This is a genomic window from Bdellovibrio sp. HCB337 (assembly GCF_047302465.1).
Lineage (GTDB): Bacteria > Bdellovibrionota > Bdellovibrionia > Bdellovibrionales > Bdellovibrionaceae > JACMRP01.
Map to the genome: position 1 here is coordinate 766081 of NZ_CP178621.1, position 12487 is coordinate 778567.

9 protein-coding genes are annotated in these 12487 nt (G+C 45.8%); 7 read left to right on the forward strand and 2 right to left on the reverse strand.

Annotated elements, in window-relative coordinates; genetic code table 11:
- Positions 1-108 precede the first annotated feature (108 nt).
- Together ACLWBB_RS03675 and ACLWBB_RS03680 are read left to right on the forward strand one after the other, a co-directional pair.
- Positions 109-462, forward strand: coding sequence for a YciI family protein (locus ACLWBB_RS03675; RefSeq protein WP_413290214.1), 354 nt, complete (start codon positions 109-111; stop codon positions 460-462).
- Positions 463-488: 26 nt separating this feature from the next.
- Positions 489-863 carry a DoxX family protein gene (locus ACLWBB_RS03680; RefSeq protein ID WP_413290215.1) on the forward strand — a complete coding sequence of 125 codons (375 nt, stop codon included), beginning with the start codon at positions 489-491 and terminating at the stop codon, positions 861-863.
- A 68-nt stretch (positions 864-931) separates the two neighbouring features.
- Here the strand turns inward: ACLWBB_RS03680 and ACLWBB_RS03685 are convergent, their stop codons facing one another.
- On the reverse strand, positions 932-1648 hold the full coding sequence (locus tag ACLWBB_RS03685; protein WP_413290216.1) for a hypothetical protein: 717 nt from the start codon (positions 1646-1648) through the stop codon (positions 932-934).
- Positions 1649-1853: 205 nt separating this feature from the next.
- Here ACLWBB_RS03685 and ACLWBB_RS03690 point away from each other — a divergent pair, with 205 nt between their 5' ends.
- From ACLWBB_RS03690 to ACLWBB_RS03710, 5 genes are read left to right on the forward strand one after another with little or no spacing between them, the layout of a single operon-like run.
- Positions 1854-2939 carry a hypothetical protein gene (locus ACLWBB_RS03690; protein WP_413290217.1) on the forward strand — a complete coding sequence of 362 codons (1086 nt, stop codon included), beginning with the start codon at positions 1854-1856 and terminating at the stop codon, positions 2937-2939.
- A 17-nt stretch (positions 2940-2956) separates the two neighbouring features.
- Entirely contained in the window at positions 2957-3793 is an 837-nt protein-coding gene (locus ACLWBB_RS03695) for a hypothetical protein (RefSeq protein WP_413290218.1), read from the forward strand.
- A complete protein-coding gene (locus tag ACLWBB_RS03700) occupies positions 3790-4893 on the forward strand; it encodes a hypothetical protein (RefSeq protein ID WP_413290219.1) in 1104 nt (367 codons plus the stop codon). The genes ACLWBB_RS03695 and ACLWBB_RS03700 overlap by 4 nt, the downstream gene beginning before the upstream one ends.
- Positions 4894-4912: 19 nt before the next feature.
- Positions 4913-7654, forward strand: a complete 2742-nt coding sequence (locus tag ACLWBB_RS03705) for a PD-(D/E)XK nuclease family protein (RefSeq protein ID WP_413290220.1) — start codon at positions 4913-4915, stop codon at positions 7652-7654.
- Positions 7630-10716, forward strand: a complete 3087-nt coding sequence (locus ACLWBB_RS03710) for a UvrD-helicase domain-containing protein (RefSeq protein ID WP_413290222.1) — start codon at positions 7630-7632, stop codon at positions 10714-10716. Before ACLWBB_RS03705 ends, ACLWBB_RS03710 begins: the two co-directional genes overlap by 25 nt.
- On the opposite strand, the gene ACLWBB_RS03715 is transcribed toward ACLWBB_RS03710, so the two are convergent.
- A complete protein-coding gene (locus ACLWBB_RS03715; RefSeq protein ID WP_413290223.1) occupies positions 10713-12332 on the reverse strand; it encodes a phosphoenolpyruvate carboxykinase (ATP) in 1620 nt (539 codons plus the stop codon). The two genes, ACLWBB_RS03710 and ACLWBB_RS03715, sit on opposite strands and share 4 nt — an antisense overlap.
- Positions 12333-12487: the final 155 nt, after the last annotated feature.

Here is a 12487-nt window from a genome sequence, read left to right on the forward strand (position 1 = left end):
ACCTACTGAAAAGACGAATAAAAAGACGCGAAAAGTCTTTTTCGTGATTTTTTCTGTCACGTTTCAATCGGCTCCGTCGTCATACTAAAAATCGCATAAGGAGACCCTATGAAATTCGTCCTATTGATTTATCAAGGTACGACGCCTCTTCCAGAGACAGAAGAATGGAAAGCTCTTCCTGAAGAAGAGCAAAAAAGAATCTATATAGATTACGCCGAGTTCAATAAAACGCCCGGACTAACTGCGGGGCTTCCTTTGGGACTGCCCAATGCGGCTCGCACGATCCAAGTGCAGAACGGAAAAACCGTGGTTAAACAAGGGCCTTATCTGCCGGAAGGCGTGGGCGGATACTGCGTTTTTGAAGCGGAAAATATCGATGCTGCTATCGCTGTAGCTGCACGTATACCCGCCGCTCGTCTGGGCGGAGCGATTGAAATTCGCCCAGCAGATAAATATTGGTAATCTACTAAAAATTTTGGAGGTCGATAATGAATATCTTTCTATGGGTTCTTCAAGTGCTTCTTGCTTTGCACACGATCATGGGTGCGGTGTGGAAATTTTCCCATTCTGCTGAACAAACAATGCCTTCTTTGAAAGCGATTCCACATGGCGCGTGGATCGCCCTCAGCGTTTTTGAATTGCTTTGTGCACTTTGTTTAGTCATTCCCGCACTCAGTGCAGGACTTGCGATACTTATCCCGATCGCCGGGATCGGAATTGCTTTAGAGATGCTCACGTTCTGCGGTTTGCATCTGGCGGCTGGAGAAACGGGGAGTGGGCCGATGATCTACTGGGGTGTTGTGGCTGCTGTCTGCGTATTTGTCGTTTACGGTCGATATGCAATGAGTCCGCTGTCTCTCTGAGTTTTAAACTAAAAACCCACACCTTGTTGAAGATGTGGGTTGTAAGAATGTGAAGGGGGCTGGGTATTTTAAGGAGCAGCCCAAGCATCGATGACTGCTTGGCCAACAGCGGCTGGGTCATTTATATCAATGCCTTCTAAGGCATCATTAAGCTGATTGCAAAGCGACTCGTTGGCGTTTCCATTTTCACAGCTTGCTGTGTATGTGGAAGAGATTGCAGAGCCGATCGCAGCAATCGTTGTAGGATCGGGATTATTTTGAAGATCTACAAGCGCATCGTTGATTTGTTGTGGAGTAGGCGTGGTGCCAGAACCACCGCCCGTCAACGTGTTAGCAACCTTCGCAAGAGTAGTAGAAGTACTAGCCATTGAGCCCAAAAGCATCAAGCCCTTAGCACCAGATTTATTGCAGTGAGAAAGCGTTTCACTTGCAAAAGTCACGTTGTCATCCATTGTAGCTTTGCTTTTGAATGTCATGACACTCATGAAGGCTTCTGTATTACTGGAAGCATTTGTATCAAAGGCTTCGAAAGCTTCTCTGAAGCGAGCTGGCTGAGTGAAACCTTCATCGATGAAGTTGGCAGAACAGCGAAGAGCATAAGCTCCCTTAGATTCGATACCTTCAATTTTTTCTAAGCAAGCTGCTGCTTCACCTTGAGCGGCATCGTCGATACAAAGCTGAGCTTGTCCGACCTTGTCCATATCCTTAGGGCCACAAGATGAAATAAACGCACTCATTGAAAGAGCGCAAATAAAAGCTAAATTCTTCTTCTTTCCGTAGTTCATCGAAAACGTCCTCCGCAAAATCAAATATCACTCTATTATTCTACGGCAGAAAGCAGTCGGGGACTAAAATTTTGCCTTTAGGACCATTGGCATGTCTTCGAATGAGTCATCTGGACTTTTGTTGGTATTTATTGGTTTTGTATCAACTTGAGAGCAGTTTCTGCCGATAAGTTCCATAGACGTCAAAGAGGACGTAGGAATAAAAATGAAAAGGAATTCAACGATTTTCTATACTTTGATTTTTGTGCTTCTGTGCAGCTCGGAGAGCTGGGCACGGGAACGTCGTTATTTCTATGAAGGCGTCCGTGGTCGCGGTATGGGCGGCGCCCAGATTGCTACTGTGAATGACGAGACGGCATTGCTCATCAATCCTGCTGGTCTTGGAAAATTGCGCGAGTTCTACGGAACTATCTTTGACCCTGAGTTAGAATACTCGAACAACCTCAATAGTATGAATCAGTCTTCGTCCATTACTGAACCCTTCAGTATTGGCGGCATTAAAAATACGCTCGATGCTTCTAGAGACACTTATTATCACGCGAAAGCTCAAATTTTCCCATCGATGGTTTCAAAAAACTTCGGTATTGGGATCTACAGCAGTTATTTGTTGGACGGCGAGATGAACACGGCCGGTACCAATATGGACGTCTACTATCGTAGCGATCTGGCGTTGGCATTAGGTTACAACTTCCGATTCTTCGACGGACGTATCAAATTAGGTTTTGGTGCGAAGATCATTAACCGCATCGAAGTTGACAATCCTTTGATTGATCCTACCGGGGCTTTGGATCTCGTCAGTGTAGGTGCGACGGAAGGTACAGGGCTGGCGACAGATGTTGGCTTAATCATGACGGCACCTTGGGCGATGCTGCCAACTTTAAGTATCGTTGCTCACGATGTCGGTAATACGGCATTTGATAAAGCCAGTGGCTTGCGTTTGACGACGACAGATCGGCCGGCCACGGTGCCTCAAGACGTAGATGTTGCTTTGGCTATTTTCCCAATACACTCGAATAAAGTCCGCTCTACATGGACTGTCGAATACCGAGGTCTCTTAACGGCTAAGGATGAGACTGATAAGGCCAAATTGATTCATGGTGGGGCAGAAGTGAATATTGCAGACATTTTCTTTATTCGTGCGGGTTATAATCAAAGGTATTACACCGCGGGGTTAGAGTTCGCCTCAGAGCGAACACAGTTTCAAATTGCGACATACGGAGAAGAGATCGGAGATGAGACAACGCCGCGGGAAGATCGACGAACCGTATTTAAGTTCGCATTTCGATTCTAAGCGGAGGGGATCGAAGGATGAAAAAGTACGTAATTAGACTTTTACAACTATTCATTGTTACTGCGGGAGTTCTCTCTTGCACGGGCGCCAATCTTTATACGGATTTGGCTTCGAATAAAGAGTCCGATGAGGCTTTATTTGAAGATGCTCAGACTTTAATGGACGCTGGTGATTACACCGGTGCCATCAATAAACTGCTTGCGACTACAGCGGACTTCCAAGCGTCGGCACGCTATAAAGAAAGTATCGGCGGAGCTTATGCTGCTCGTTGCGGGATGGAGTTTCTTCCTTTTGTGACCAATTTGACCGGTGGTTCTTCAAGTTCACTCTATGCCCTGGCTATGAATGGGTTTGTGGGAGTAGATACTAGCAACTATGCAGACTGTACAACAGCGAAAACTGTTGTGGAAAGCATTGGTACAATCACTCAGCGGACTCAAAGTCAGAACTTGTTTTTGATGATTCTTGCAATGGCTAGATTAGGAAATCGTATTCGTAACGTTGCAGACGTTTCACCAGCAACTGGTGACGGAACTGTTGATGGGACTTTCAGCTGTCGTACTAGCGTCTCTACTTCGGATGCCCAAGAGATTATTGAGAGCTTTGTAGATTTCCTTACTCTGTTTGGTGAAGTCGGCGCGACTCTTGGTGGGAGCTCATCGACAGATGCTGTTGACGATTTTATTAACGATTACGGTGTGCCTGATCTGGATTATAGTGGTGGAAGTAACCCCAGTGGTGCTGATGACCTGGATCCGGTTATCGAAATATCTCGTGCTTTAATCAACTCTCAAGATTTTGGTGTTGGTAGCTGTAACAACGCAGACCCAACAACTTGCCTATGCCCGCCATGAAAAATCTATTTGCAGTTCTCCTCATTTTTACTTCACTTTCTACCTACGGCGCAGGTGTGACCGAGACTCATAACAACGTGAGATCTGCGGGCATGGGTGGCATTTATATGTCCATCGTGAATAACTCTGAAGCGCTCTTCGTGAATCCGGCGGCGCTAGGAAGAACCCAAGGTTTGAACTGGCAAGTGATGAATGTCGAAACCGGCGTGAACGGAATGGATATCTATGAGGATTTTCGAGATATCGATACCTCTGATCCAAATAGTTTCAATCAGTTCTTCGGAAAAGATATTTGGTTCCGTCTGGGCGGTAAGGCCGCTGTGACATTGCCATACTTCGGTGTGGGTGTATATACGGACAATCAAACTCAATTGGAACTTCACAATCCGGCATTCCCGCAGTTTGATACAACCTTTATCAGTGACTATGGCGTAGTTGTCGGTGGATCATTTCCAATAGCTCCAAATACCTATGGCGGTTTGACGCTCAAAAGAATTACTCGTTGGGGTGGTCAGCAAGATATCGACTTGGGCGTTATCGCTGGCGGAGACATGGACGCGATTGCGGATCAGTTTCAAAATAAAGGAAATGCTTACGGGATTGATGCTGCTGTGATGACCAGTTTGCCATTGCCTTTGAACCCAACATTCTCAGTGGTATGGCAAGACGTGGGTTCGACAGCCTTTCAAATGACGGATGGGGCGGACGCGCCACCGCGTATTCATGACAATTTGAGTGCGGGGATCTCTACATCTTTGGATTTACCTGGCTTGGATTGGACGGCGGGTTTCGAATATCGTCACATTACCGAAAGCCAATATCAGCTTGGTAAGAAATTGCACTTTGGTACAGAGTTTTCTCTTCCTTTCATCGACATTCGTGGCGGTATCAATCAAGGTTACGCTGCTTATGGCGTAGGGATGAATCTCTTCTTCCTGCGCTTTGATGTGGCAAGTTATAAAGAGGAAATGGGTGCCTACCCGGGTCAAAGTCCGCAAAACCGAATTGAGCTTGGTCTGAGCATGGATCTAAGTTTCGATGCGGACTTCCGCTTAGTTGGAGCTGACGGTAAAAGACGTAAGTTGAAACAACGCCGTTAATCTTTTATAGTCCTTTCAGATGCTCAAAATCGTGCAAATTCAATCACCCTCACAAATTGAGGAGCTTTTTGCTTCTTTCAATCCCCAGACGCAATCTTGGGTGGTTTCTGACTTACGCACAAAATTGGAAATGCAAAAAGTTTTGATCGAGCGCCAAGGGTATTTCTTGGATAGCGCTGTTTTGCGTGCCAGTGATTTGTGGAAGCAGCTTTTAAAACGCCTGGCACCTGAGCTTCGTATTGTCTCTAAAGATTTTGCACGTTCGTTGTTGCGCTCTTTTGTCGACAAAAATGCCAGCGTCTTTAATATCAACTCTACCTCCGAAAAAAGCCTATTCAACTACATGACTCAGTTAGCACCGTTGGCGCTGGCTCAAGATTCGGACGAGCAGATTTCAAAATGGTTTTCTGATCATCCGGAAATTTCTATGCGTTGGCAGAGCTGGTATTTGATTGCCAGATCTTCCCTGCGCTGGATGATTCAAGAGAAAAAAGTCATCATTGCCGATTGGATCCCAAGTTACTTGCAAGAGATCGACGGACTTGAAACCGCGTGGGAACAAGACATCATCGTGGATTTGGGTTCCGAAGTTTCAACAGTTGAAGCGGAAGTGTTTCAACGCCTAAGTCATCGTCAAAATATTACGGTGATCGAACCACGACCAACATGGCGTGAAGAGTTTCATTATTTACTGCAACCTTATGAATATCTGCGCCCGCAAGCTCAAGAAGTAATAGCTTTAAAAAGTCCACTGCTGCCTCCAGCGGTGAAAGAGTCTTTGCGTTTGTCAGGGATGTTGGCCGAAGTAAAACATTCTTGCAGTCAAATCCGTCAATGGTTGGAAAAGGGAGTCGCCGCTTCACAAATCGCGGTGATTGCTCCGGATATTGAAATGTACTGGCCCGTGCTGAGTGCATACCTTGAGCAAGAGGGCATTCCGTTTCAAAAAGATCTGACTGTGAAGCTGCAAGGTCTGCCAAGCCTTCAGCAGTGGGTAGCGACATTACGTGCGCAAAGTTCGCGCGTCACTTCGGCAGACTTAGAAGTTTCGTTTTATTCACGCCAAGAAGCTCAGAGTCTTCGTTACGAAGAATTTGCAGCGCTCTTTAAGGCGATTTACGGCGAAGAGGACTTAGCCCGCGAAGAAAAAGTTCACAAGCTTTATCACTCTGAAATTTCTTTGGACGAAAATCTGAATCGTGATCAGTTTCTATCTCAGGCTTTAAAAGCATGGCCACGCCGAGAAGGCCCGACCGAGATGCTGATCGTTGTGCTGCGGGAAGTTTTCCAGAATGCGGCTTCTCAGGTCGAGCTCAGCTACAAAGAGTGGCTGACCTACTTGGAAAACATTCTTGCGAATAAAGAAATGAAAGCAGTCAGTGGTTCCACGGAAGGTCTCGTGATTACCCCCCTGATGTCTGCTCAGTCCTACAAGATGTCTTATAAGATTTTCTTAGGGCTTTGTGATGAAAACCTAAAAAATCGCCAACGCAGTCATATCTTAGGCGCGGATTTAAACCGTTTAGCTTTGGATCTGGGTTTTTATCTAGAGCATCCGGATCATTCCTTTAAAGAATTCCAGCTTCGTTGGTTAGCAGAAGGCCCTGGAGAGAAAAATGTTTTCAGCTTTGGCCTTTCAGACTTCTCGGGGACGCTGTTGTCTCCGTCAAATTTCTGGATGAGTTTAAAACCGAGCGATGCGCTGACGGTACCAGGGAATACTCGCTGGGATGCACTTCAGTGTGTTGAGGACGCAAAGATTCTAGAAATCCGCGGTCGGGGAAATGATGAGCAGGCTTTACTCTTAGAGCGCTTGCAAATGGATCGCGGTCAGAAGATCTTGCCTTCTTTGGATCTCAAACAAGTTCCAAGTTTATCAGCATCGCAGATTGAAAGATATTTAGAATGCCCCTTTGTCTTTGCAGCTCAGAAGGTCTTTAAACTGCAAGATCATCCAGATTTAGATTTGGATGAGGATGCGCGTAGCAAGGGAACCTTGGCGCACGCGCTTTTTGAAAAACTCACGTACCCAGAATTCCGTGCGGAAATTACCGACGTCGAGATGGATGCGGTTTTAGAAGAACTGCGCATACAAGAAAAAATCACGTTGGCGGATCCACGTCTATGGGCGTCGATGAAGAGACGTTATTTGGCTTTGGGTCGTCGCTTTGTGAATTTTGAAAAAGAATGGCGTCGTGAATTCCCTGACACTCTGACGATTGCTGCGGAAAAAGATTTTGTATTTTATTTTAACCCGCAAAATGGTGAAGTTCATCGCGAGGCACTTGAAGGCACTCTGAAATTCAGCGGTAAGATCGACCGTATCGATCGTCATCGCCAGAATAGCAATCACGTCGTGATTGACTATAAATCCAGCCACGCAGCTTACAAAAATCATAGCGCGTGGTTCGAGAACCGCGAATTGCAGCTGTTATTCTATATGTGGGCTCTTGAAAAAGAACTCTTAAGTGAAATTACCGGCGAAGTGGTCGGGGCTTTCTATTATAGCTTTAAAGATTTCCACCGTGAAAAAGGCTTTCAGATCGAAGACCATGCGGGACCTCTGTTTAGACCTGCAGGTCGTAAAGGCGTGAAGGCTAGTGGGGAAGATAAGAAAGAGCTTCTGACTCAGTTTGAAGGCCTCATTTTAGAAGTCGTTGGAAAAATTCAAAAAGGCGAAATAGATCCTCGTCCTTTTGATGTGAAAACCTGTGATTCTTGTGAATGGAGTGTGCTATGTCGAGCGCCACATCGGAATTAAGAGATATCATTCTCAGAGCAGGTGCCGGAGCGGGGAAGACCACGACCCTGACTCATCTGTTTTTAAATTACGCCTCTGATTTCAAAAATAAGCATCAGCGTTTTCCACGCATTGTAGTGACGACCTTTACACGTAAAGCCACCCAAGAATTGAAAGAGCGTCTGTTGCATTTGTCGATGGAGCAGAGAAGAGAAGATCTTTTCCACTACATCACTAACAAGTCTCAAGTGCAGATTTCAACGATTCATGGGGTTCTAAGTCTTTTCTTGGGACGTTATGGACATCGTATTGGTCTGAGTTCGGATTTTAAGCTTCTGTCGGGCCCTCAAGAAAATCTAATGCGTCGAAAGATTATTCGTCGTTTGATTTTGTCAAATCACGAGTATGAATCTTTGTTAGAGACCTATAGCTTCCGCCAATTGGAATCAGCTCTGCAAAAGTACTACGAGAACTCATTTCTGTTCCAGAATTTCAATTTCATTAAAAAAGAGGAATTCGCGGTAGAGTTGCAAAAACACTTAGCCGAGTTAGAAGCCCTTCGTAAGCAGGTTAGTTCGCAAGTATTGGCTGAAACTCAGCAAGCATCATGGGTAAAGTACGCTGAAGGTTTGCAGCGCTTTCATCTGAAAGTAGAAGCGAAGGATGCCCCTGAAGCATTACAGACGATTAAAAACTTTTTTGCAGACAATCCACGAAAACCTTCTTTAAGTGCAAAAAACCCCGCAGTCAGTACCGAGACCGGTGAAATGCTGGCAAGTCTGGTCGATCACCTCAAAGATCTTTTGGATTCTCCGGAGTACATGCCGGTTTATTGGGAAGAACACGAAAAGAAAAACCAAATCTTCTCGAACCTTGCACAAGAATTCACTCGTGATTTATTTAATAGCAAAGTAACGACGGGCTCGATTGCCATGTCAGACCTGGAACTATTGTCGTTGAAACTCATTCATGAGTCTCAGGAAGCTTGCGATAGTTTTGCGGCTGAATGGGATTATTGGATGATCGACGAATATCAAGATACTAGTCCAATCCAAGTGGCTCTGTTGAAAGCCATGGTCGGAGATCGTAAAAGTTTCGTGGTCGGAGACCCTCAGCAAAGTATTTATCTTTTCCGTGGTGCCCGCTCGGAAGTTTTCCAAGAAAAAGTGGTTCAGACCCACGAAAGCGGCGGCGAGGTTCAAGAGAAATTAGTGAACTATCGTTCTACGCCAAGACTTTTACATTTTATCAATCACTACTTCCTAAAGAGCAGTGATCAGTTTGCGGCGATGGAGCCAGCTCCTGGAAAGACACTTGGTGCGTTGGAAGCACCCGTCGCCCAAGTACGCCTTATCGAAAAGGCCGAGGCTCTGTCGGGACTCAGCGAAGAAACTCAAGCGGCTTTAGAGCGTATTCAAGATCTCTTAGCTTTGGGTGTGGATGCCGAAAAGATCTGTGTACTTTCCAGAACACGCAATGCTTTAGAATCTTTAGCCAAAGCGGCCGAAGCTTATGGTGTTCCTGTGCAAATTCACGTTGCAGGCGGTTTTTACGAGCGTCGCGAAGTGCTGGATACCTTGGCTTTGTTGAAGTTCCTGATCAATCCTCATGATAATTTGAATTTCTTAAGCTGTTTACGTTCGCCATGGTTGCAGGTGCCGGATCAAGACATTCTTAGCTACTGTCATAGTCAGGCGCATTCTTTCTGGAGCCAAGCTGTCAAGCTTGTGCCGGAAACCGAAGCTCGTCATCCAGTGACCTTGTTGAAAAAGTACATTCAGCTTTCGCAAGGCTTAGGCTTTAGCTTTGTCCTTCGTCGTATGATGGTGGAGTTGGGTCTTTTAGACTATGTCCAAAAGTTAGATCCGACGGGACGTCGTGAAGCCAATCTGTGGAAGCTTGTTTCGAATCTTTTTGAGCAAGAACGCACTCCTGGATTTAATTTCTTGGATTTCCTAGATGGGCTTCAAGAAGGGCCGGATGTTGATGGTGGTGGCGAAGACTCTGACGCGACTCCGGTGATTGCACCAAAACGTGTAAACTTGATGACGATCCATGCTTCAAAGGGTTTGCAGTTTGATCATGTTTTGCTTTTGGGAATGACTTCGAAGCCAAGACTCAGTCATTCAGAGCTATTCTCGGTCGACGAGGACAAAGGCCAATGGTCTTTGTCTTTGATGAATGAAGAAGAGCGCAAAATCCAGCCATCACGCCTAGCAATTCGTGTGAAAGAAAAGTTCAATCAGCGTGAGTTGCAAGAGCATCTGAGAGTGCTTTATGTGGCGCTGACGCGCGCGAAAGAGAGTCTTACACTTCTCTGGTCCGGAAAGCCCGAGAAGAACTCGTGGGCTGCAACTTGTCCTTTGAATCTGGTCGCTGGAGTCCATCAAGAAAAAGATTTCAGCTATGCGGTTCTAGAGGGTTCTTTTGCTCCGCAAATCCAGCAGCGTGAAGAATTGAAGTACCTAACGGATCCAGGTCCTTGGAAACAAGAAAAGACCGAAAATCAGTTACAAACTTTGGCGGTCACAAGATTGATTTCGGCAGAAAACGAATCTGCGGCGAAATCACCGTCATTGCCAGCCAATGTTTTGCAGAAAGCGCTGGCGAAAGCATATCGTGGAACCGAAGCTCATAGAATTTTCGAGTCTTTGAAATACACGCCGCTTGAGACCGTGCTTGAGCATATCGACGACAAAGAGTTGCAAGACGCCGTTCACTTTATTGCCGAGACCAACGAGATCCCACTTCTGAAAATCATTCAAGATGGCCATGTCGAGTGGGGCTTTAGCTTCCAACATCAGGGCCTGTGGATTCAGGGGCAAATCGATCTTTGGGGTGCGGTGAACGACGAAGTCTGGATTGTCGACTATAAAACGGGATCAAGTGATCACGCCGCAACAGCCTTTGAACAGCTTAAAGCTTATACGTGGGCTCTTCACAAAATGAACTTCATCGCCAAAAACGCTAAAGTTCACTTAGCCGTTGTTTATCCATTCGAAAAAAAGATCAAGACCGAGAAGGGTATTGATTTAAGCCTTTTAGAAAAGAGGTTCTTGGTAGAACCTCCTCTTCCACACTAGTGTCGGAATTTTCCTAATTGCAGTTCGAAACTTGCTTGCAGGTTTCTGGCAGCTTTCAAATAGTCCGCTTCGGAAGGCCATGCTTTGGCTGGATTTAAGAAGCGCGAAGGAATATCGCGGACTTGATTTGGAATGCGCAAACCAAAAACAGGTTCTTCTTGAAGGTCTTCCTCTAGCACCTCATGGTTTTGAATCGCGCGCACGATTTCGCGAGTGATGTTAATCGGAAATCTTTCACCTTTCCCGTAAGGGCCGCCATACCAACCTGTATTCACCAACCAAATGCGAATATCGTATTTCTTCGCATAGTTTGCAAAGAGCTCCGCATACTCCATCGGGTGTCTCAACATAAACGGAGCCCCAAAACACGGAGAGAACGTCGCTTTCGGAGCCTTCACGCCCATTTCAGTTCCTGCGACCTTTGCGGTATAGCCAAGAATGAAATAATCCACAGCCTGTTGCAAAGTCAGTGAACTGATCGGAGGCAAAACTCCAAACGCATCGGCGGTCAAAAAGAAAATATCCTTAGGAACTTTTCCCTCTCCGATTGAAACGCGGTCTTCAATAAACTCTAAAGGGTAACTGGCGCGGCCATTCTCGGTGATCGAAGCGTCGTAAAAATCCACTTCGCGATTGTCGTGATCGAACTTTACGTTCTCTAGGTAAGAGCCAAAGCGAGTGCAGGCTTTATAGATGTCGGGCTCGTTAGCGGCGCTCAGACGGTGAGTTTTTGCGTAACAACCACCTTCGAAGTTAAAGAGTCCACGGTCAGAAATGCCATGCTCGTCGTCTCCGATCAGAGAGGTGCCTTGGTCTGTCGACAAAGTGGTCTTGCCAGTCCCAGACAAGCCAAAGAAAGCAAAACATTCACCGTCAGAATTTTGATTGGCTCCTGCATGCATTGGCAGAATTCCTTGCTCGGGTGCTAGGTAATTCATTACCGAGAACATGCTTTTTTTGATTTCACCCGCGTATTGGGTGCCGGCAATGATGACACATTTTTTATCAAAGCTGGTTGCAATCACTGTGTCCGAACGAGTGCCATACTTAAATGGGTCCACTTCAAAGAAAGGCGCATGTATGATTTTAAAATCTTCATGAGCAAAGGCCTGTTTGCTCTTAAACATGTACTGAGTGAACAGCGCAGCCGCTGGCATCTCTGAGAGGAACTCAATATTCAAGGCGTAGTGGTTGGCTTTGCCAATCGACCGATGAGTCAGAAAGAGCTCTGGCAGCTCATACAAATAAGCCAGAATGTCTTGGTAAAGACGGTCAAAGACCTCTTCACCCATTGGTTTTAGATTGTTTTCCCACCAAATCGTCTTTTCGGTAGTTTCTGTGTGTACAACGTATTTGTCGTCAGCAGCACGGCCCGTGTGTGAGCCCGTAGCGACGATAAGTTCCCCGTGAGGACCTAGTTCAGCTTGTTTTTTAGAAAGCGCTTTCTGCATAAGAAAGCTTTTGTGACAGTTTTTAAAGATAACCGGTCTGATATCGAGAGCAACCGGAGAGGTATCGTCAATGGCTTCACCGTTAATGTGAATTGGGGGGCGCAAGTCCCAGCCGTCAATCTTGTGCGTGATCTTAAATTGATTCAAATCATTGATCAGAGACATTCCATTAACTCCTTTTAAATTGGGAGTATTGCTATGCCTGCTTTTTAAGCCTCTGAATATTGAAAACTGTCATTTGACGAAAAAGTCATTGCTAGAAAAAAAAGAAGCCCGCTGTAGAGCGGGCTTCTTGAGTATTCACACTGTATCTTCCTGAA

Excerpts from the sequence above, each read along its gene's own strand:
- ACLWBB_RS03675 (WP_413290214.1), top strand. The coding sequence starts at position 109 with ATGAAATTCGTCCTATTGATTTATCAAGGTACGACGCCTCTTCCAGAG.
- ACLWBB_RS03680 (WP_413290215.1), top strand. The coding sequence starts at position 489 with ATGAATATCTTTCTATGGGTTCTTCAAGTGCTTCTTGCTTTGCACACG.
- ACLWBB_RS03685 (WP_413290216.1), bottom strand. The coding sequence starts at position 1,648 with ATGAACTACGGAAAGAAGAAGAATTTAGCTTTTATTTGCGCTCTTTCA.
- ACLWBB_RS03690 (WP_413290217.1), top strand. The coding sequence starts at position 1,854 with ATGAAAAGGAATTCAACGATTTTCTATACTTTGATTTTTGTGCTTCTG.
- ACLWBB_RS03695 (WP_413290218.1), top strand. The coding sequence starts at position 2,957 with ATGAAAAAGTACGTAATTAGACTTTTACAACTATTCATTGTTACTGCG.
- ACLWBB_RS03700 (WP_413290219.1), top strand. The coding sequence starts at position 3,790 with ATGAAAAATCTATTTGCAGTTCTCCTCATTTTTACTTCACTTTCTACC.
- ACLWBB_RS03705 (WP_413290220.1), top strand. The coding sequence starts at position 4,913 with ATGCTCAAAATCGTGCAAATTCAATCACCCTCACAAATTGAGGAGCTT.
- ACLWBB_RS03710 (WP_413290222.1), top strand. The coding sequence starts at position 7,630 with ATGTCGAGCGCCACATCGGAATTAAGAGATATCATTCTCAGAGCAGGT.
- ACLWBB_RS03715 (WP_413290223.1), bottom strand. The coding sequence starts at position 12,332 with ATGTCTCTGATCAATGATTTGAATCAATTTAAGATCACGCACAAGATT.